The sequence below is a fragment of the Streptomyces sp. NPDC051582 genome, assembly GCF_040681715.1.
In the GTDB taxonomy this organism is placed as follows: domain Bacteria; phylum Actinomycetota; class Actinomycetes; order Streptomycetales; family Streptomycetaceae; genus Streptomyces.
Genome location: NZ_JBFAZJ010000040.1, coordinates 1 through 20,096, shown reverse-complemented (window position 1 = coordinate 20,096; position 20,096 = coordinate 1). Strand labels below are relative to the sequence as shown.

16 protein-coding genes, 4 tRNA genes and 1 other RNA gene are annotated in these 20,096 nt (G+C 72.6%); 8 read left to right on the top strand and 13 right to left on the bottom strand.

Annotated elements, in window-relative coordinates; genetic code table 11:
• From purF to purS, 6 genes are all read right to left on the bottom strand, one after another.
• Positions 1–1,518, bottom strand: coding sequence for an amidophosphoribosyltransferase (gene purF, locus AB0M92_RS34655; protein ID WP_030292355.1), 1,518 nt, complete (start codon positions 1,516–1,518; stop codon positions 1–3).
• A gap of 132 nt (positions 1,519–1,650) precedes the next feature.
• Positions 1,651–2,463: an META domain-containing protein gene (locus AB0M92_RS34650; protein ID WP_366106334.1), complete on the bottom strand. Its 813-nt coding sequence runs from the start codon at positions 2,461–2,463 to the stop codon at positions 1,651–1,653.
• 36 nt (positions 2,464–2,499) lie between these two features.
• Positions 2,500–3,291 (bottom strand): sterol carrier family protein, encoded by a 792-nt coding sequence (locus tag AB0M92_RS34645; RefSeq protein WP_366106333.1) that lies wholly within the window; start codon positions 3,289–3,291, stop codon positions 2,500–2,502.
• A gap of 149 nt (positions 3,292–3,440) precedes the next feature.
• Complete coding sequence (gene purL / locus AB0M92_RS34640; RefSeq protein ID WP_366106332.1) at positions 3,441–5,690, bottom strand: phosphoribosylformylglycinamidine synthase subunit PurL; 2,250 nt, start codon at positions 5,688–5,690, stop codon at positions 3,441–3,443.
• Entirely contained in the window at positions 5,687–6,367 is a 681-nt protein-coding gene (purQ, locus tag AB0M92_RS34635; RefSeq protein ID WP_048476878.1) for a phosphoribosylformylglycinamidine synthase subunit PurQ, read from the bottom strand. The genes purL and purQ overlap by 4 nt, the downstream gene beginning before the upstream one ends.
• 2 nt (positions 6,368–6,369) lie before the next feature.
• Complete coding sequence (gene purS / locus AB0M92_RS34630) at positions 6,370–6,621, bottom strand: phosphoribosylformylglycinamidine synthase subunit PurS (RefSeq protein ID WP_008740952.1); 252 nt, start codon at positions 6,619–6,621, stop codon at positions 6,370–6,372.
• Between the two features lie 346 nt (positions 6,622–6,967).
• On the opposite strand from purS, the gene AB0M92_RS34625 reads away from it, so the two are divergent.
• The 6 genes from AB0M92_RS34625 to AB0M92_RS34600 all read left to right on the top strand — a co-directional run bounded on the left by AB0M92_RS34625 (position 6,968) and on the right by AB0M92_RS34600 (position 9,680).
• Positions 6,968–7,285 (top strand): Lsr2 family protein, encoded by a 318-nt coding sequence (locus tag AB0M92_RS34625; protein ID WP_366106331.1) that lies wholly within the window; start codon positions 6,968–6,970, stop codon positions 7,283–7,285.
• Between the two features lie 164 nt (positions 7,286–7,449).
• A tRNA-Gly gene (locus AB0M92_RS34620) sits at positions 7,450–7,521 on the top strand.
• Positions 7,522–7,602: 81 nt separating this feature from the next.
• Positions 7,603–7,675 (top strand) — tRNA-Gly (locus tag AB0M92_RS34615).
• Between the two features lie 70 nt (positions 7,676–7,745).
• Positions 7,746–8,972 carry a histidine kinase gene (locus AB0M92_RS34610; protein WP_366106330.1) on the top strand — a complete coding sequence of 409 codons (1,227 nt, stop codon included), beginning with the start codon at positions 7,746–7,748 and terminating at the stop codon, positions 8,970–8,972.
• Positions 8,969–9,580 (top strand): response regulator transcription factor, encoded by a 612-nt coding sequence (locus tag AB0M92_RS34605; protein ID WP_366106329.1) that lies wholly within the window; start codon positions 8,969–8,971, stop codon positions 9,578–9,580. Before AB0M92_RS34610 ends, AB0M92_RS34605 begins: the two co-directional genes overlap by 4 nt.
• Positions 9,581–9,604: 24 nt before the next feature.
• Positions 9,605–9,680 (top strand) — tRNA-Gly (locus AB0M92_RS34600).
• Between the two features lie 76 nt (positions 9,681–9,756).
• Here the strand turns inward: AB0M92_RS34600 and AB0M92_RS34595 are convergent.
• From AB0M92_RS34595 to ffs, 6 genes are all read right to left on the bottom strand, one after another.
• A complete protein-coding gene (locus AB0M92_RS34595) occupies positions 9,757–10,659 on the bottom strand; it encodes a phosphoribosylaminoimidazolesuccinocarboxamide synthase (RefSeq protein ID WP_366106328.1) in 903 nt (300 codons plus the stop codon).
• Between the two features lie 154 nt (positions 10,660–10,813).
• Entirely contained in the window at positions 10,814–12,310 is a 1,497-nt protein-coding gene (locus AB0M92_RS34590; RefSeq protein WP_366106327.1) for a N,N-dimethylformamidase beta subunit family domain-containing protein, read from the bottom strand.
• 195 nt (positions 12,311–12,505) lie between these two features.
• On the bottom strand, positions 12,506–14,119 hold the full coding sequence (locus tag AB0M92_RS34585; protein WP_366106326.1) for a hypothetical protein: 1,614 nt from the start codon (positions 14,117–14,119) through the stop codon (positions 12,506–12,508).
• A 299-nt stretch (positions 14,120–14,418) separates the two neighbouring features.
• Positions 14,419–15,672: a phosphoribosylamine--glycine ligase gene (purD, locus tag AB0M92_RS34580; protein WP_366106325.1), complete on the bottom strand. Its 1,254-nt coding sequence runs from the start codon at positions 15,670–15,672 to the stop codon at positions 14,419–14,421.
• Positions 15,673–15,732: 60 nt separating this feature from the next.
• Complete coding sequence (locus AB0M92_RS34575) at positions 15,733–17,988, bottom strand: DNA polymerase III subunit gamma and tau (protein WP_366106324.1); 2,256 nt, start codon at positions 17,986–17,988, stop codon at positions 15,733–15,735.
• An 88-nt stretch (positions 17,989–18,076) separates the two neighbouring features.
• Positions 18,077–18,175, bottom strand: an RNA gene (gene ffs / locus AB0M92_RS34570) — signal recognition particle sRNA small type.
• A gap of 142 nt (positions 18,176–18,317) precedes the next feature.
• Here ffs and AB0M92_RS34565 point away from each other — a divergent pair.
• Positions 18,318–18,405, top strand: a tRNA-Ser gene (locus AB0M92_RS34565).
• Positions 18,406–18,494: 89 nt separating this feature from the next.
• Here the strand turns inward: AB0M92_RS34565 and AB0M92_RS34560 are convergent.
• A complete protein-coding gene (locus tag AB0M92_RS34560; protein WP_366106323.1) occupies positions 18,495–18,950 on the bottom strand; it encodes a hypothetical protein in 456 nt (151 codons plus the stop codon).
• A 123-nt stretch (positions 18,951–19,073) separates the two neighbouring features.
• Here AB0M92_RS34560 and sigJ point away from each other — a divergent pair, with 123 nt between their 5' ends.
• Positions 19,074–20,009, top strand: a complete 936-nt coding sequence (sigJ, locus tag AB0M92_RS34555; RefSeq protein ID WP_366106322.1) for an RNA polymerase sigma factor SigJ — start codon at positions 19,074–19,076, stop codon at positions 20,007–20,009.
• The last annotated feature ends 87 nt before the right edge of the window (positions 20,010–20,096 follow it).

Below are 20,096 nucleotides of genomic sequence, written 5' to 3'. Positions count from 1 at the left end.
CTACGGGCGCCGGAGCGCGTCGGCGGCGTCGGTGCCGCCGGCCAGCTCGCTCTCCAGGAGCTGCTTGCCCAGGAGCTGCGGGTCGGGCAGCTCCATGGGGTACTCGCCGTCGAAGCAGGCACGGCAGAGGTTGGGCTTCTGGATGGTCGTCGCCTCGATCATCGCGTCGAGCGAGATGTACGAGAGCGAGTCCGCGCCGAGCGACGTGGCGATCTCGTCGACCGTCATGCCGTTGGCGATCAGCTCGGCCCGGGTGGCGAAGTCGATGCCGAAGAAGCACGGCCACTTCACCGGCGGCGAGGAGATCCGGATGTGGACCTCGGCCGCGCCGGCCTCGCGGAGCATCTTGACCAGGGCGCGCTGGGTGTTGCCGCGGACGATCGAGTCGTCGACGACCACCAGGCGCTTGCCCCGGATGACTTCCTTGAGGGGGTTGAGCTTGAGGCGGATGCCCAGCTGGCGGATCGTCTGCGAGGGCTGGATGAAGGTCCGGCCCACGTAGGCGTTCTTGACCAGGCCGGAGCCGTACGGGATCCCGCTGGCCTCGGCGTAGCCGACGGCGGCGGGCGTGCCGGATTCCGGTGTCGCTATCACCAGGTCGGCGTCGACGGGGGCTTCCTTGGCCAGACGCCGGCCCATCTCGACACGCGAGAGGTAGACGTTCCGGCCGGCGATGTCGGTGTCCGGGCGCGCCAGGTAGACGTACTCGAAGACACAGCCCTTGGGCTTCGCTTCCGCGAATCGAGAGGTCCGCAGACCGTTCTCGTCGATCGCGATGAGCTCGCCCGGCTCGACTTCGCGGACGAAGCTGGCCCCGCAGATGTCGAGGGCGGCGGTCTCGCTCGCGACCACCCAGCCGCGCTCCAGGCGGCCGAGGACCAGCGGGCGGATGCCCTGCGGGTCACGGGCGGTGTAGAGGGTTCCCTCGTCCATGAACACGAGCGAGAAGGCGCCCTTGACCTTCGGGAGGACCTTGGTGGCCGACTCCTCGATCGTCAGGGGCTTGCCGTCGTCGTCCGTCTGGCCGGCCAGCAGGGCGGTGACCAGGTCGGTGTCGTTGGTGGCCGCCACCTGGGTGGCGCGGCCGTCCTGACGGGGGAGGTCGGCGACCATCTCGGCGAGCTCGGCGGTGTTCACCAGGTTGCCGTTGTGACCCAGGGCGATCGAGCCGTGGGCGGTCGCGCGGAAAGTGGGCTGAGCGTTCTCCCAGACGGAGGCTCCGGTGGTCGAGTAGCGGGCGTGACCGACCGCGATATGACCCTGGAGCGAGCCGAGAGAGGTTTCGTCGAAGACTTGGGAAACGAGGCCCATGTCCTTGAAGACGAGGATCTGGGAACCGTTGCTCACAGCGATTCCCGCGGACTCTTGTCCACGGTGCTGCAGCGCATACAGTCCGAAGTAGGTGAGCTTGGCGACCTCTTCACCCGGAGCCCAGACACCGAAGACGCCGCAAGCGTCCTGGGGGCCCTTTTCGCCGGGGAGCAGGTCGTGGTTGAGTCGTCCATCACCACGAGGCACGCTTCCGAGTGTAGGCGAGATCGACCACTGGTCCGAATTGGGGATGGCCGGTAAAAGTCACAGTGCGGACAGTCGGGTAACCCCTGCGGAGGGTGACTGTCCCGATATCCGAATTGCCCCGACCCGACCGCCTCATTCGGCGGCGGAGGCACCCCTGGCGACCAGGCCGTTTCCGTCGGCGGCGGTGAGGGTGAGGGTGTCGCCCCGGACCTTCCAGGTGAGCGGACCGCTGCCGAACAGGGCGGTCAGCCTGGCTTCCAACTCGCCCTCGGGGCCTTGGCAGGCCATCCGGGTGCTGGTCAGCGGACCGAAGGAGACCCTGGGGCCCTCGACGGACGCCCCGGCGCTGAAGCGGTTGCAGCCGAGGCTGCCGCTCGCGGAGCCGTCGGGGGCGATCGTGAAGACGGCCTTGGCGGTCGCCCCGGCCGGTACGGAGGCGGCGCTCCGGCCGCTGACCAGGGAGGTCACGGTCCACGCGGTGGCGGTGAGCGGGGCGTCCGGGGCGGGGGGTTCCGCGCTCATCGCGATGGTGCTCCCGTCGGCCGTCTTCAGGGTGAGCGCGTTCGCCTGCCGGTCGACCGTCAGACGGCCGGTGAGGAGCTTCGCGAAGACCGTCTCGAACTCCGTGTTCTCGCAGGCCATGGCGGTGGTGGAGCCCGGTTTCACGGTGATGGCGCCCGGGCCCTCGTACGTGACCTCCGCGGTGAACCCGTTGCAGCCGTAGTTGCCCGTGGCCTGGTCGGATTCGGACGGCGGGAGGTGGACTCGGGCGACGGGCGGCGCCGTGAGGGTCTTCCCGCCCGTGGTCAGGCTCTGGACGAACCAGGTCCCGGCCGAGCCGTGGGCGGGGAGCGTGCCGCGCGGACCGCCGTCGGCGCAGGCGGTGGCGGCGGCCAGGGTCAGGAGGGCGACGAGGGCGGCGGGGAGGTGCCGGGGCGTGCGCATGCCCCTGGGACGGATCCCGCCCGCGGGCGGTTCCCCTCAGCTCATGACCGGGAGCAGCGCGGACAGGTCGGCCCGCTCGCCACTGGCCCTGACCTGCGCGTCCTCCACGGCCGAGGCCCAGTCCGTCCGTCCTGTGGCCAGCCGGATCCAGGTCAGCGGGTCCGTCTCCACCACGTTCGGCGGGGTGCCGCGGGTGTGCCGGGGCCCCTCGATGCACTGGACCACCGCGAACGGCGGGATCCGTACCTCCACCGAGCCTCCCGGGGCCTTCAGCGCGAGGGCGTCGGCGAGCAGCCGGGTGCAGGCCGCCAGGGCCTGGCGCTCGATCGGGATGTCCAGGCCCGCCGCCCTGTTGAGGTCGTCCGTGTGCACCACGAGCTCCACGGTCCGGGTGACCAGGAAGTCCGCCAGGGTCATGTCCCCGACCCACAGGTCCAGCACCCGGTTGCCCGGGTTCTCGGCCAGTTCCTCACCCATGCGGGTGCCGGCGCGCTCGTACAGCTCGGACAGCGGCGCGCCCCCCAGGGTCTCCTTGGCCGCCTCGGCGATCTTCCCGGCGAGGGAGGCCGTGGCGAAGGGCCATTCGACGGCGCTCAGTTCCGGCACGGCGGCCGGGGGCCGGGCCAGCCCGGCGGCCAGGGAATCCGCGATCCACGCGATGTGCGCGGCGAGTTCGGCGACGCTCCACGCCCCGACCCCGCTGGGCCGCGCGAGCCGCTCGTCGTCCAATCCCCGTACGGCAACGGCTACATGCCCGAACTGCGCGATGACGGCCGCGCGGATCTTCGCGGCATCGTAGGTACGTGCCTTCTTCTTGGCGGGTGGCATGCGGCGACCCTATCGACCCTGTCCGGGGAGGGTCGCACGGGCGCGTCCCCGCCGCGCGGCGGCGATGCGAACCGCCCCCGCGCCCGGCGGGGACGACGCCGCGGCCCCGTCCACACCCGTGGACGGGGCCGCGCGCACAGCAGGCGGGATCAGGCCAGCAGGGCCGGGATCGTGGCCTCGTGGGCCTCGCGGAGTTCGGCCAGCGGGATCGTGAACTCGCCCTGGATCTCGATCTCCTCGCCGTCCACCACGCCGATGCGCGTGGCGGGCAGGCCCCGCGCACCGCACATGTCGGTGAAGCGGAGCTCCTCGCTGCGCGGGACGGCCACGATGGCCCGGCCCGCCGACTCGGAGAACAGGAAGGTGAACGCGTCCAGGCCCTCGGGGACCACGATCCGCGCACCGTTGCCGCCGCGCAGGCAGGACTCGGTGAGCGCCTGGATCACGCCGCCGTCGGACAGGTCGTGCGCCGCGTCGACCATGCCGTCGCGGGACGCCGAGATCAGGATCTCGCCGAGCAGCTTCTCGCGGCCCAGGTCCACCTTGGGCGGCATGCCGCCGAGGTGGTCGTGGACGACCTGCGACCAGGCCGAGCCGCCGAACTCCTCGGCCGTGTCACCCAGCAGGTACAGCAGCTGGCCGGCCTGCGCGAACGCCATCGGCGTGCGGCGGTTGACGTCGTCGATCACACCGAGGACCGCCACGACCGGGGTCGGGTGGATCGCGATGTCACCGGTCTGGTTGTAGAGCGAGACGTTGCCGCCGGTCACCGGGGTGCCCAGCTCCAGGCAGCCGTCCGCCAGACCGCGGGTGGCCTCGGCGAACTGCCACATGACGCCCGGGTCCTCCGGCGAACCGAAGTTGAGGCAGTCGGAGATGGCGAGCGGCTTGGCGCCGGTCGCCGCGACGTTGCGGTACGCCTCGGCCAGCGCGAGCTGCGCACCCGTGTACGGGTCGAGCTTCGCGAAGCGGCCGTTGCCGTCGGTGGCCATGGCGACGCCGAGGTTGGTGTCCTCGTCGATGCGGACCATGCCGGCGTCCTCGGGCTGCGAGAGCACCGTGTTGCCCTGGACGAAGCGGTCGTACTGGTCCGTGACCCAGGACTTCGAGGCCTGGTTGGGGGACGAGACCAGCGCCAGGACCTGCGCGCGGAGCTCCTCGGAGGTCTGCGGACGGGGCAGCTTGCCCGCGTCGTCGGCCTGGAGGGCGTCCTGCCACTCGGGGCGCGCGTACGGGCGGTGGTACACCGGGCCCTCGTGGGCGACGGTACCCGGCGGCACGTCCACGATCTGCTCGCCGTGCCAGAAGATCTCCAGGCGCTCGCCGTCGGTCACCTCACCGATGACGGTGGCGATGACGTCCCACTTCTCGCAGATCTCCATGAAGCGGTCCACGTACTGCGGTTCGACGATCGCGCACATGCGCTCCTGCGACTCGCTCATGAGGATCTCCTCGGGCGAGAGCGTCGCGTCGCGCAGCGGCACGGTGTCGAGCTCGACGCGCATGCCGCCGGAGCCGGCGGAGGCCAGCTCGGAGGTGGCGCAGGAGAGCCCGGCGCCGCCGAGGTCCTGGATGCCCGCGACCAGCTTCTCCTTGAAGATCTCCAGGGTGCACTCGATGAGGAGCTTCTCCTGGAAGGGGTCGCCGACCTGGACGGCGGGGCGCTTGGTGGGCTTGGTGTCGTCGAAGGTCTCGGACGCGAGGACCGAGACGCCGCCGATGCCGTCGCCACCGGTGCGGGCGCCGTAGAGGATGACCTTGTTGCCGGGGCCGGAGGCCTTGGCGAGGTGGATGTCCTCGTGCTTCATGACGCCGATGCAGCCGGCGTTGACGAGCGGGTTGCCCTGGTAGCAGGCGTCGAAGACGACCTCGCCGCCGATGTTCGGCAGGCCCAGGCAGTTGCCGTAGCCGCCGATGCCCGCGACCACGCCCGGCAGGACGCGCTTGGTGTCGGGGTGGTCGGCCGCGCCGAAGCGCAGCGGGTCGACGACCGCGACCGGGCGGGCGCCCATGGCGAGGATGTCGCGGACGATGCCGCCGACGCCGGTGGCCGCGCCCTGGTAGGGCTCGATGTACGAGGGGTGGTTGTGCGACTCGACCTTGAAGGTGACCGCGTACCCCTGGCCGACGTCGACGACGCCGGCGTTCTCGCCGATGCCGACGAGCATGGCGTCGTTCTGCGGGACCTTCTCGCCGAACTGCTTCAGGTGGACCTTGCTGCTCTTGTACGAGCAGTGCTCCGACCACATGACCGAGTACATGGCGAGCTCGGCGCCGGTGGGGCGGCGGCCGAGGATCTCCCGGATCCGGGCGTACTCGTCCTCCTTGAGGCCGAGTTCCTTCCAGGGCTGGGAGGCGTCCGGGGTCTCGGTGGCGTTCTTGACGGTGTCGAGGCTCATGCGGAGACCAGCTTCTTCAGGACCGAGGTGAAGAACGGGAGGCCGTCGGTGCGGCCCGTCCCGATCAGCGGCTCGACCGCGTGCTCGGGGTGCGGCATGAGGCCGACCACGTTGCCCGCGGCGTTGGTGATGCCGGCGATGTCGCGCAGCGACCCGTTGGGGTTCACGTCGACGTACCGGAAGGCCACGCGGCCCTCGGCTTCGAGCTCGTCGAGGACGCGCTCGTCGGCGACGTACCGGCCGTCCATGTTCTTGAGCGGTACGGAGATCTCCTGGCCGGCGGCGTAGTCGCCGGTCCACGCGGTCTCCGCGTTCTCCACCCGCAGCTTCTGGTCGCGGCAGATGAAGTGCAGGTGGTTGTTCCGGAGCATCGCCCCCGGCAGCAGGTGGGCCTCGGTGAGGACCTGGAAGCCGTTGCAGATGCCGAGGACGGGCATCCCGGCCTTGGCCTGCTCGATGATGGTCTCCATCACCGGCGAGAACCGGGAGATGGCTCCGGCGCGCAGGTAGTCCCCGTAGGAGAAGCCGCCCGCGAGGACGACCGCGTCGACCTGGTGCAGGTCCTTGTCGCGGTGCCACAGCGAGACGGGCTCGGCCCCCGCGAGGCGGACGGCGCGCAGCGAGTCACGGTCGTCGAGCGTTCCGGGGAACGTGACGACTCCGATGCGAGTGGTCACCGTCAGGCCTCGACCTTCACGGTGAAGTCTTCGATGACGGTGTTGGCGAGGAACGTTTCGGCCATCTTGTGGATGCGGTCGAGGGCGGCCTGGTCGACCGGTCCCTCCACCTCCAGTTCGAAGCGCTTCCCCTGGCGGACGTCGGCGATGCCCTCGAAGCCCAGGCGCGGCAGTGCACGCTGCACCGCCTGGCCCTGAGGGTCGAGGATCTCCGGCTTGAGCATGACGTCGACTACGACGCGTGCCACTGGCACTCCCGATGGGTGGTTGGTGCGAAGGCGGTTCCCTCAGCGTACCCGGCCGAAATTTCTACGCGGGTAGATATCCTCCGGACACAACCGGCGCCCCGTTTCGACTTCACCAACGCTTCGCAAAATCCACCGGAAAACCACGTACCCGGGATTGCGGCGGGACACGCGGAGACAATTAACTGGGCTTCGCAATGCAATGGGAATCGCGGTACAAAGGATTCCACCGGAACAGCGGCATTTTTCACCGCACGATCCGGGGCGGAATCATGCATTGCTCCGAAACATCCACACAGGCGACATCACCGCACGTCCGACGGGTGGGCGGCGTCGCGCGAAGGGACCGATATCCGTGGCGCAGCGCGTAGTAGTCACGATCTCCGACGACATCGACGGCGGAGAAGCGGCGGAAACGGTCACGTTCGGCCTGGACGGTAAGTCCTACGAGATCGACCTCAATCTGGCCAACGCGAAGAAACTGCGGAAGAGCCTCGCACCCTTCGTGACCGCCGGACGCCGGCAGGCCCGTTCCGGGAAGACGTACAAGCACACCTCGCTGGCCCCGGACCCGGCGGTCGTCCGCGCCTGGGCCCGCTCCAACAGCCTCGACGTGCCGCCGCGCGGCCGCATCCCGAAGCGCGTGTACGCGGCGTACAACGAGGCCCACTGAGCGAGCGGGGGGCCGCGCGGAGACCCTCGGGGGTCCTCCGGGGGAGCCTCCGGGGTCCGCTAACGGGGCCCGCCGGGGGCGGATTTGCCATCCACCCCCTCCGGTCCGCTAGTGTGTGGATCACGCCGAGGGGCGAGGCCGCAGGCCAAAACCCCGAAGGTCGTGCGGGTGTAGTTCAGTAGCAGAACATCCCCCTTCCAGGGGGAAGGCGCAGTGTGCGATCCCTGTCACCCGCTCTGCAACGCTTTACCGACCACTCCGGTGGATCGGGTAGAGTGATGCACGCATCGCGACGGCATTCATGCCGGAGCAAGCATGCGGACGTAGCTCAGTTGGTAGAGCACCACCTTGCCAAGGTGGATGTCGCGCGTTCGAGTCGCGTCGTCCGCTCAGCGTGCAAAGGCCCTGATCATTGATCAGGGCCTTTGTCGTATGTGTCGAACCATCGGGGGGCCGGGGCGTGTCGAAACTGACGGGGTGGTGGAAGAACCGCAGCAGTGCGGCGAAGGTCGAGCTCTACACCCGCTGGTCGTTCCACTTCTTCGTGCTCCTCGAATCCGGCGCGGTGTTCCTGGGCCTCGCCCCCCAGGGGCCGGGCACCGTCACCGGGGCCCTGCTCGTTCCCCTGTGCGCGCAGATCGCGCTGTGCGGGGTGGTGTCCTCCAGGGCGCTGGACTGGGTGCTCGGCCGGCGCGAGCGCCCCGTACGCCTGGCGGCGGCCCTGGTCGCGCTGACCGCCGCCCTGTCGGTCGCCGTACTGCTCCTGCGCTCGTTCGGCGCCATCGCCCACGCGGGCGTCGCCCCCTCCCTCGCGGTCAACACGGTCGCGTTCGCCGCGGGTTCCCTGACCCTGATCCTGACCCGGGTGCGGCACATGCTCTGCGTGGCCCCGGCCGCGGGGGCCGCGGCGGCGGCCGTGGCCCTGGCGGCGGGCCGTCCCGCCGGGGAGGCGGCCGGCTACGGGGTCGGCATCCTCCTCACCTGCGGGCTGCTGGTCCTGGCCTGCGGCTTCTCCTCCTGGCTGCTGAAGACGGTGTACGAGCTCGACCGGGCCAGGGAGCTCCAGGCCCAGCTCGCCGTGGCCGAGGAGCGGCTGCGCTTCGGGCGGGACCTGCACGACGTGATGGGCCGCAACCTCGCGGTGATCGCGCTCAAGAGCGAACTGGCCGTCCAGCTGGCCCGGCGCGAACGCCCCGAGGCCGTGGAGCAGATGATCGAGGTCCAGCGGATCGCCCGAGAGTCGCAGCGCGAGGTGCGGGACGTCGTGCGCGGCTACCGCGAGGCGGACCTCACCGTGGAACTGGAGGGCGCCCGCGGGGTGCTCAGCGCGGCCGGGATGGACTGCCGCGTCGAGGTGCGGGCCGGACGGACGCTGCGGCCCGAAGTGCAGTCGGCGCTGGGCTGGGTGGTCCGGGAGGCGACCACCAACGTCCTGCGGCACGGGGACGCCCGCAGCTGTGTGATCAGGCTCACGGCGCCCGATTCGGGCGCGCTGACGCTGGTGGTGGAGAACGACGGGGCCCCCGAGGTGCCGCCCGGACCGCCGGGCTCCGGTCTCGCGGGCCTGCGGGAGCGGCTCGCGGCCCTGGACGGCACCTTGGAGGCCGGACCGGTCGGCGACGGCCGGTTCCGGCTGCTGGCCCGGATCCCGGGCGGACGACCGCGAGGACTGGAGGCACGGGCATGAGCCCCGTTCGCGTACTGCTGGCCGACGACGAGCACCTGATCCGCGGCGCGCTCGCCGCGCTGCTGGCCCTGGAGGACGATCTGCTCGTCGTCGCGGAGGCGGCCTCGGGACCGGAGGCGCTCGCGATGGCGCGCGCCCACCGGCCGGACGTTGCCGTGCTGGACCTGCAGATGCCGGGGGCGGACGGTGTGAGTGTCGCCACAGCACTGCGGGCCGAACTCCCCGGCTGCCGGACCATGATCGTGACGAGCCACGGGCGCCCCGGGCACTTGAAGCGGGCCCTGGCGGCGGGGGTGCGGGCCTTCGCGCCGAAGACGGTGTCGGCGCAGCGGCTGGCCGAGCTGATCCGCACCGTGCACACCGGAGGGCGTTATGTGGACCCGGAGTTGGCCGCCGACGCGATCAGCGCGGGGGACTCCCCGCTGACCGCGCGCGAGGCCGAGGTGCTGGAACTCGCGGGGGACGGGGCGCCGATCGCGGAGATCGCCGAGCGGGCCTCGCTCTCGCCGGGGACGGTACGGAACTACCTGTCGTCGGCGGCGACGAAGCTGGGCGCCGAGAACCGTCACACGGCAGTGCGTCTCGCACGCGAGCGGGGTTGGGTATAGTAGTTCTCGCGTTACGGCGCACCTGCGGACATAGCTCAGTTGGTAGAGCACCACCTTGCCAAGGTGGATGTCGCGCGTTCGAGTCGCGTTGTCCGCTCCATCGAAGAAGCCCCCGGTCCTGTGACCGGGGGCTTCTTCGTGTCCCGGGCCCTGGTGGGGGCCCGGGACACCCGGCGTCAGGCCCAGCCGAGGCCGGTGAGCCGCTCGTACGCCTCGATGTACTTGGCGCTGGTCTGCTCGGCGACCTCCTGCGGGAGGGCCGGCGGCGGAAGTTCGCCCGTGCGGTCCCAGCCGGAGGCCGGCGAGGTGAGCCAGTCGCGGACGAACTGCTTGTCGAAGGAGGGCTGGGCGCGGCCCGGCTCCCACTGGTCGGCCGGCCAGAAGCGGGAGGAGTCCGGGGTCAGCACCTCGTCGCCGGCGACGAGCGTGCCGTCCTTGTCGAAGCCGAACTCGAACTTGGTGTCCGCCAGGATGATCCCGCGCTCGCGGGCGATGTCCCGGGCCCGGCCGTAGACGGACAGGGTGGTCCGGCGCAGCAGCGCCGCCGTCTCGGCGCCGGTGGTGCGCGCCACCTCCTCGTACGAGACGTTCTCGTCGTGCTCGCCGACGGCGGCCTTGGCGGCCGGGGTGAAGATCGGGGCGGGCAGCTCGGAGCCGTCCACGAGCCCCTCGGGGAGGGCGAGCCCGCAGACCGTACGGGTCTTCTCGTACTCGGCGAGGCCGGAGCCGGTGAGGTAGCCGCGGGCCACGCACTCGACCGGGACCATGTCGAGGCTCTTGCAGATCAGCGTGCGGCCGGCCCAGTCGGCGGGGGCTCCCGCGGGCAGGTCCGTGCCGATCACGTGGTTCGGGACGAGGTCCCGCAGCTGGTCGAACCACCAGAGGGAGAGCTGGGTCAGGACGCGGCCCTTGTCCGGGATCTCGGTGGGGAGCACCCAGTCGTACGCGGACATCCGGTCGCTGGCGACCATGACGAGGTTGCCGTCGACGTCCCGGTAGAGGTCGCGGACCTTGCCGGTGTGGAGGTGGACGAGGCCGGGCACCTGAACCGGCTCGGGCTTTTCGACGAATCCGGACACGGGGTCTCCCTGTGGTTCTGTACGAGCGCAGCCCCATTCTCCCGTACGGGGGCCCGTGCCCGGCTCCGGGGGTGTCCGGCCCGGCTCGTCGTGGCCCGCCCCCGGCCCCCTGGTCCCCCTGGTCCCGCTGGTCCCGCTAGTCCCGCTGGTCCCGCTAGTCCCGCTTGCAGATCCGGTCGAGGAGGTTGGCGGTGGCCCGCTGGACCCGCTCGTCCATGTGGCCGGGGCGGTCCAGGGCCGGGGACCAGGCGAAGGTGCCCGACGCGAAGACCAGGGCGCCGCTCGGGGCCCGGTACAGGGAGGTCTCCTGGTGGCGCTTGGCGCCCTCGCCGTCCCGGTACGGGGAGTGCGCGAGCAGGATCCGGTCCTGGTGCTCGGGCAGCTGGGTGCGCGGGAAGTACCGGTCGGCCTCGCCGGCGACCAGGCCGGGGAGCTCGTCGTTCTCGGCGGCGCCGGTGGAGTCCCAGAGCCAGTGCGTGGCATTGCGCACGATCAGGGGCGCGGGCTCGGGGACCCGCCCCGCGTACTGGATGCCGAGCAGCTGCTGCTCCGGACGGTCGACCTCGCGCCAGAGGCTGGGGCGGCCGGGGCCGCGGCGTTTTCGGCAGGTGAGGAGCCGGTCGTCGACCCCGGAGGGGGAGGGGCCCAGCTCGACCTGCCAGTACATGGTGTTGGCGGAGAGGAAGACGAGCGAGGTGCCGTGGTCGCGGGCGCGCTCGACGGTGCGGCGCATGGGGGCCGACCAGTACTCGTCGTGGCCGGGGAAGACCAGGCCGCGGTAGCGCGTGGGGTCGACGCGGCCGGCGTGCAGATCGCGGGTGTCGGCGTAGGCGAGGTCGTAGCCGTAGCGCTCGGCCCAGCGGATGAAGTCGTAGGCGTGGCCCACGTGCAGGGGCAGTCCGGCGCCGGCGTAGGGCCGGTCGAAGGAGACCGTGATGGCCGCGTCCTGCTCGCCGAGCAGCCGGCCCTCCTCGTCCCAGGCGTGGTAGAGGCTCGCGCCGGTGTGGCCGTCCTCGGGGTAGAGGTTGTAGGCCTGCCAGGTGATGTCGGGCAGCAGGAGGAGGAGATCGGCGGGGTGGTCGTCGCGGACGGTGAAGGGGATGTGCGACCGGTACCCGTCGGCCGTGGTGAGGACGGCCACGTACGCGCCGACGCTCCAGTAGGAGGGGACCTGGAGCCGCCAGGAGAGCCACCAGTGGTGGCAGGAGACGGTGCGGTCGGCGGTGAGCGGGGCCGGCTGGACGATGCCGGAGAGCCGGGGGCTGGTGGTGATCTTGGAGGCGCCGTCGCCGCCGTAGTGGCCGATGCGGTAGACGTCGACGGAGAACTGCTGGGGCGGGTCCACGGTGATGTGGAAGTCGATGGCCTCGCCGGGCGCGACGGCTCCGGTGGAGGCGAAGCCCTTGATCTGCCGGTGCACGTCGTCGGCGGTGCGCGGGCCGCCGTTGCCGCGGGCGCGCGGGATCCGGCCGGGGGCGAGCGCGGGGTCGGCGAGCGCCGGGTCCACGTACCAGGGCACGACGTGCCCGGTGTCGTCGAAGTACAGCTCGCTGCCGCGGAACCACGGCAGCGGGCCCTGGCCGAAGGGGTCGGTCACCGCGTGCGCGAGCGCACCTGATTCCCAACGCCGGATCTGGTCCGCACCACCCATACCGCTCCCCTCCCTCGCTCCCCCGAACGGACTCTGAACACGCCGACACGGCACGGTTTCCGGACATCGAACCGCTACCGGTCCCAGCACATCACATAACGCACTCATTACGTCACCGTTCGCCACATCCGGAGGCGTGGAGTGCCGCGTCCCGCCCGGCCGCGACGGCCGGACCGCACCGCCGCGGCGGTACGGTCAGACCAGCCGGACCGGCTTCTCCGGGCGTACGCCGAGCTCGGCGAGCCAGTCGCGCAAGGGCTCCGGGTCCCCGTCCTCCACCAGGCTCAGCACCCGGGGGGCGAGGTCCGCGCGCCGTTCGCCGTCGACCAGGAGGACCGGGCCGTCGAGCCAGTCCAGCCCCGGCGCGGCATCGGCCGAGTCGACGGCCGCGGCGCACACCATCGCCGTCACGTGGTCGGCGAGCAGGTCCCGCCCGCTGCGGGGCGGCTGGAGCGGGAACAGCGGCACCGTGTCCGCCCCGCGCGCCACCGGGGCGCCCGCGTCCGTCCCGCCCGAGCCCGTGCAGCGCTCTTCCCGGGCCAGGTCGCCGCTGAGCCGGCCGGCCAGCGCCTCTCCTGCGCCGCCCTCTCCGGCGGCGTCCGTGAGATAGCCCAGCACCCGGTCCAAAGTCGGCCCCGGGCCGGGCGGCACGGCGAGGGCGTCCAGCGCCTCGTGCAGCCGGGTCGCCTCCGCACGCCATTTGCGGTCGACGACCTCCTCCGGATACGCGGCCCAGTCCACCGGCGACCAGTCCGGTCCGGCCTCGGCCGGACCGCCGTGGAACAGCCGGGCCGCGAGCAGTGAAGCCGCTTCGTCGATCACCCCGGGCCGCTCCAGCAGATCGCACGCGGGCCGCTCGCCGAGCCGGGAGGTGAAGCCCTCGGCCAGCCGGTCCCGCCGGGACAGCTCGGTCAGCGCGGAGACCACCCCGGTGTCGAGGTGCGCCGGCCAGCGGCCCATCCGCCAGGCGGGCAGGGCGACCCGGGTCAGCAGCCGGTCCCAGCCCGCGTAGGCGAGGCCGACCTGCTCCTGGGCGACGATGCGCAGCCCGTAGTCCACACCCTGTGCGCGGTCCGAGGCCGCGGCCGCGACTCCGCGCTCCATCTCTGCGGCGTCCACCTGGCACAGCCTCAGCAGCAGCCGGGCCGGGCGCCCGATCCAGCCGAGGCCGGGCCTGCTGCCCACGTCCACCGCGGCGTCGAGCCCGCGCACGAAGTTCCGGGCGTCGGCTATGTCCGGATGCGCGGAGGGACCCGTACCGGCGACGACCGGCGCCAGGACCGCCCGCAGTTCGGCGACCCGCATCCACCACAGGAACGGCGAGCCGATCACCAGCACGGGGGCCGCGCCCGGCTCCGTCTCGCGCCCGCCCGATATGCCGGCGCGCCGGTGGGCCGCATGCGTGCGGTCCTCCAGCCAGCTGTCGCAGTCCGGCGTCAGGGCTATCGCCGAGGGCGCCGGCACGTCCATCCGGTCGGCCAGGTCCCGCACCAGCCGGTACAGGTCGGGCGCGGCGGACTCCGGCAGCGGCACCGTCGGCGTCACGGCCGGGCTCGCCCGCAGCACCACCGCGGCGAACACCCCGCCGACGAGCAGTACCAAGGCGGCGACCACGCACACGACGAGCGTCACCACGGGCCAGGGGTCACCGGCCAGCCGGCCCGTCATCCGGGCACTCACCAACACCACCGCGAGGGCGGCGGGCAGCACCCCGAGGGCCAGCGCCCGGCTGCGCACACGCAGCACGGCCAGGGCCCGGGAGCGCGCGGACGGCGCGCCCCCTTCCACGATCGAACCGGTTCCGGACACGGCCGGACCTCACCCCCTCTGCCCTGCGGCGGTTTTGCTCACTCCCCCACTGTGACACCCGCCACTGACATCGCAATGCCGGTGGGCCAAGTGCCGGAATGCTTGGCATCGCACCCTAGTTGGGGAGCGACCGGCAGTCAGCCGGACCGGGTGACCATCACCCGATGGAATGGCTTTGGGTAAAGGTGGCTGCGTTCGAACGCGGCCGGATGCACTCGCACGCGGACACGCGCGCGGGCCCGGTGCGCACCTGAGTGCGCGCCGGGCCCGCGGGCCGGTTGCCGTGCCGATCGGCCTGCTCAGCCGCGCTCGGCCGCCTTGGCGGCGATGTCCGTGCGGTGCTGGGAGCCGTCCAGCCGGATCCGCGCGACGGCCTTATACGCCTTCTCGCGGGCCTGTGCCAGATCGGAACCGGTCGCCGTCACCGAGAGCACGCGGCCGCCCGCGCTGACGACGGCCTCGCCCTCGTGCCGGGTCCCGGCGTGCAGCACGTACGCGTCGGGCCCGTCCTCGGCGGCCACCTCGGCCAGGCCCTCGATCGGGTCCCCGGTGCGCGGGGTCTCCGGGTAGTTGTGGGAGGCGATGACGACGGTGACGGCCGCGTCCGCGCTCCAGCGCAGCGGCGGCTGGGCGTCCAGGGTGCCGTTGGCGGCGTTCAACAGCACGCCCGCGAGCGGGGTCCGCAGCCGGGCCAGGACCACCTGGGTCTCGGGGTCGCCGAAGCGGGCGTTGAACTCGATGACCCGCACGCCGCGCGAGGTGATCGCGAGCCCGGCGTACAGCAGCCCGGAGAACGGGGTGCCGCGGTGGCGCAGCTCGTCGACGGTCGGCTGGAGGACGCTCTCCATGACCTCCTCGACCAGCTTCGGGTCGGCCCAGGGGAGGGGCGAGTACGCGCCCATGCCGCCGGTGTTGGGGCCCTCGTCCCCGTCGAGCGCGCGCTTGAAGTCCTGCGCGGGCTGGAGGGGGACCACGGTGACGCCGTCGGTGATGGCGAAGAGGGAGACCTCGGGGCCGTCGAGGTACTCCTCGATGACGACGCGGTCGCAGCCGAGCGCGTGCGCGCGGGCGGCGGCCCGGTCCTCGGTGACCACGACGCCCTTGCCGGCGGCGAGGCCGTCGTCCTTGACGACGTACGGGGCGCCGAAGGCGTCGAGGGCCGTGTCCACCTCTTCCGGGGTGGTGCACACGTAGCTGCGGGCGGTCGGGACGTCGGCCGCGGCCATGACGTCCTTCGCGAACGCCTTGGAGCCCTCCAGCCGCGCCGCTTGCGCGGACGGGCCGAAGACCGGGATGCCGGCGGCGCGGACGGCGTCGGAGACGCCGGCGACCAGGGGCGCCTCCGGGCCGACGACGACCAGGTCGGCGCCGAGTTCGGTGGCGAGGCGGGCCACGGCCGCGCCGTCGAGGGCGTCGACCGGGCGCAGCTCCGCCACCTCGGCGATGCCGGCGTTGCCGGGAGCGCAGTACAGCGCGTTGACGTCGGGGTCGAGGGACAGAGAGCGGCACAGGGCGTGTTCGCGGGCGCCGCCGCCGATGACGAGGACCTTCACGCCATGCAGCCTAGCCCGCGTGGCGGGATGTCCTTCGTGCGGCCACCCAATGAGACGGCCCTACTCGTTCGTGTATTCCTCTATGACCGTGGCTCCGAGCTCGCGCACGATGAGGTCGTGTCCGGTCAGGGCGCTGTCGACCAGGTCCGGATCGTCCTCTTCCGGTACGTCGTCCTCGGGCGCGACCGGCGGGGGCGCCTGCCGTACGGGGGGCTGCTGCGCGGAGCCGCCCGGCTGGGCCGGGGGCTGCGGCGACGGGTACGGCTGGTGCTGCGGGGCGGGGGCCGACTGCCGGTCGGAGGCCGGGGCGGCGGGCGGCGGGGTGTAGGCGGGCGCGGCCGGGGCGGAGTACGAGGACGGGGCGGCCGCGAGCTGGCCGCCGCCCGCGCCCACCACCGCTTCGATCTTCCAGTTGACCTGGAACTGCTCGGCGAGGACCGCCTTGAGCACCTCCTCGCTGCCGCTGCTCGCGAAGTTGTCGCGGGCTCCGGGGTTGGGGAAGCCCAGCTGGAGGGTGGTTCCGTCGAAGCCGGTGACCTGGGCGTTCTGGCTGAGCAGGATCCAGGTGAAGCGGCGCCGGTTCTTGACGGCTTCGAGGATGCCGGGCCACATCGCCTGGACCTGCCCGGCGCCGGCGGCCATGCCGGGCGAGGGCGCGGCGGCGGGAGCGGGTGCGGCAGCGGGCGCCGGGGCGGCGGGAGCCGGGGCGGGGGCGGCCGCCGCGGACTGACCCGACCCGGGCGCGGCGGCGCTCGGCCAGGCCCCTGCCGCCGGGGCCGGGGCGGCCGAAGCGGGGGCGGCCGAAGCGGGGGCGGCGGCTCCGGGCCAGGCGCCCGGGGCGGCTCCGCCACCGGGCTGCGCGGCTCCGGGCCAGGCCCCGGCGGCGGGGGCCTGCGCGGCGGCGGGAGCGGGAGCCGGGGCGGAAGCGGGAGCCGGAGCCGCAGCGGGCGCCTGTACCGGAGCCGGAGCGGGCGCCGGCGCGGCCGCGGGAGCCGGCTCGGGCGCCCGTACGGCGGCAGCGGCGGCCCGCGCGGCGACGGCCCCGCCGGGCCCGGCCGGGGCCATGCCGTGGGCCTCGGGCCCGGGCACGTACCCCATGGCGGGCCCGCCGGCCGGGGCGGCCGCCAGGCCGGCGGCGGCTCCGGCAGCGGCGGCGAACCCGCCCCGCTCCAGCCGGTCGAGCCGGGCCTGGAAGGACCGCTCGTCGTCGAAGGCGGCGGGCAGCAGCACCCGGGCGCAGATCAGCTCCAGCTGGAGCCGGGGCGAGGTCGCTCCGCGCATCTCGGTGAGCCCGGTGTTGACCAGGTCGGCGGCGCGGCTCAGCTCGGCGGCCCCGAACACCGAGGCCTGGGCCTGCATCCGCTCCACGACATCGGCGGGGGCGTCGATGAGCCCCTTCTCCCCGGCGTCGGGCACGGCGGCCAGGATCACCAGGTCCCGGAGCCGCTCCAGCAGGTCGGCGACGAAGCGGCGCGGGTCGTTGCCGCCCTCGACCACCCGGTCGACGACCTCGAAGGCCGCCGCCCCGTCCCCGGCGGCGAAGGCGTCGACGACGGAGTCGAGCAGCGAGCCGTCGGTGTACCCGAGCAGGGAGGTGGCCATGGCATACGTCACACCATCCTCGGCGGCACCGGCGAGGAGCTGGTCCATGACGGACATCGAGTCACGCACGGATCCGGCGCCGGCCCGCACGACGAGCGGCAGCACGCCGTCCTCGATCTTGGCGCCCTCGCGCCCGCAGACCTCGCCGAGGTAGTCCCGCAGCGTCCCCGGTGGCACGAGCCGGAACGGGTAGTGGTGCGTACGGGACCGGATCGTCCCGATGACCTTCTCCGGCTCGGTCGTCGCGAAAATGAACTTGAGGTGCTCCGGCGGCTCCTCGACCACCTTCAGCAGGGCGTTGAAGCCCGCCGAGGTGACCATGTGCGCCTCGTCGATGATGTAGATCTTGTACCGGCTGGAGGCGGGCCCGAAGAAGGCCTTCTCCCGCAGGTCACGGGCGTCGTCCACGCCACCGTGCGAGGCGGCGTCGATCTCGATGACGTCGATCGATCCCGGCCCGTTGCGCGCCAGGTCCTTGCAGGACTGGCACTCGCCGCAGGGCTCGGGAGTGGGACCCTGCTCACAGTTCAGGCACCGCGCCAGGATGCGCGCACTGGTGGTCTTGCCACAGCCTCGCGGACCACTGAACAGGTACGCGTGATTGACCCGGTTGTTCCGCAGGGCCTGCATCAGGGGGACAGTGACATGCTCCTGCCCGATGACCTCGGCGAACGACTCGGGGCGATAGCGGCGGTACAGCGCAAGGGACGACACGTCTACGAGGTTATCCGGGCCCGCCGACAAAGACGTCCCGCCGACGGCCGCGCAGGCCGTTGCCGACGGCCCCGCAGGCCGCCCCGGAACGCAAAGCGCCCCCCACGCACCCGCCAGAGCCCACTTACCCTTGCTGCCTTCCGGCCCTGGGGGAGTTGGGTGAGATAGCGCCACGTGAGGGGCTGGGCCCCACCCTAGCGGATGAAAGCCCCCGGAATCGACCCCGCCCCCGGCCCGGACCCCGCCGGGACCCGCCCAGGTCGCCGCCCGGATCCCCTGCGGACGATCACGTTCGCGAGCACCCCTCAACGTCTTGTATTGTTTGCGGCGGAGGATTCGCCTAGTGGCCTAGGGCGCACGCTTGGAAAGCGTGTTGGGGGCAACCCCTCACGAGTTCGAATCTCGTATCCTCCGCCAGTGCCTCACCGGGCACGTTGTCGAAGGGCCCCACCGCTTGCGGTGGGGCCCTTCGACGTTTCCCGTCCCGATTCCCGGCCTGCCGCCCCTTACCGCCCCCGCGTACGGCGGGCGCCGGACAACTCCCCGCCCAGTGCGAGCACGCTCAGCCCGAACATCAGGACGCCCAGGGGCACATGGAGCGACGGCACGTGCGCGACGCCCAGCACCACCTGCGCCGAGGCGAGGGCGAGGAAGCCGGACGCGTACAGGATGGGGCGGGGGCTTCCGCCTCCCGGACGCCAGGCGAGGATCGCGGCGAGCAGGTACAGCATCGATGCGCCGTACATCACACGCGCTCCGACGCCGTGCAGCGTCTCGCCGTAGGACGTGGACAGCAGCAGTCCGGCGGTGGCCGCCTGGAAGAAGACGGCCAGGGTCTGCAGGGCGATCGAGACCCGCAGGAACGTGCGGGTGCGCCGGTCCGTCCTCGTCCGGTCCGCGGTCGTCCGGTCCGCGGTCGCACGGTCCGCGGTCGCACGGTCCGCGGTCGTCTGGGTGGCCATGGTGTCGTCCCCTCTCCCGCCTCGCGGCGGTGGCTCGGTACTGTCTCGGCATTCCGACGACGCGGGCCCGCGAAATGTGAGGCGAGCGAGAGAAACCGAGAGAAACAGGGAGCGGTCGCTGCCGTGAGCACCTCCGAGCCGGACCCGGGCGCGATCTTCGGCGAGCGGCGCCGGCTGATCGCCCTCGCCTACCGGCTGCTCGGCTCGCTGGCCGAGGCCGAGGACGCCGTACAGGAGGCCTACGCCCGCTGGTACGCGATGTCGCCGCAGCAGCAGGAAGCGGTCAGGGCGCCCGGCGCCTGGCTGACGACGGTGGCCGGTCGCATCTGTCTGGACCTGCTCGGCTCCGCGCGGGCCCGGCGCGAGCGCTACGTCGGCGCGTGGATCCCCGAGCCGCTGCCCGACCGTACGCAGTGGACCGGCGACCCGGCCGACCCCGCTGACCGGGTCGCCCTGCACGAGTCGGTGAACATGGCCTTCCTCCTCGTGCTGGAGTCGATGACCCCGGCCGAACGCGTGGCGTTCGTCCTGCACGACGTCTTCCGGTACCCCTTCGCCGAGATCGCCGGGATCATCGCCAGGTCACCGGCGGCCTGCCGGCAACTGGCGACCTCGGCCCGCCGCCGCGTCCGCGCGGCACAGGCCCCCGCGAACGCGGCCGCGAACGCGACCACCACAGCGACGACCACCGCCGGGCAGGCGGCCCTCGTACGGCACTTCAAGGAAGCGTGGGAGGCCAGGGACATCAAGGCCCTCGTCGGCCTCCTCGACCCCGACGCCACCATGGTCGCCGACGGCGGCGGACTGGCCGGCGCCGCGCTCCGCCCGGTCGAGGGCGGCGAGCGCATCGCCCGGTACCTGATCCACATGGCCGCCGGGGCCCCCGGGCTGACGCTCCTGGAGCGGACGGTGAACGGCCGCCCGGGCCTGGTGGCCCGGCAGGCCGGCACCACCGTGACCGTGGCCGCGTTCCACCTCGACGCCGACCGCGTCACGCACATCTGGGCCGTCCGCAATCCGGAGAAACTCCGTGCGTGGAACCAGGAGGACACCCCCTAGTGACCTGGTTCGGAGATCCTGTCGCAGTAGCGGCAGATGCGGTCGAGGATCTGGTCGGCGGTCTTGGTCCACTTGAAGGGCCGGGCA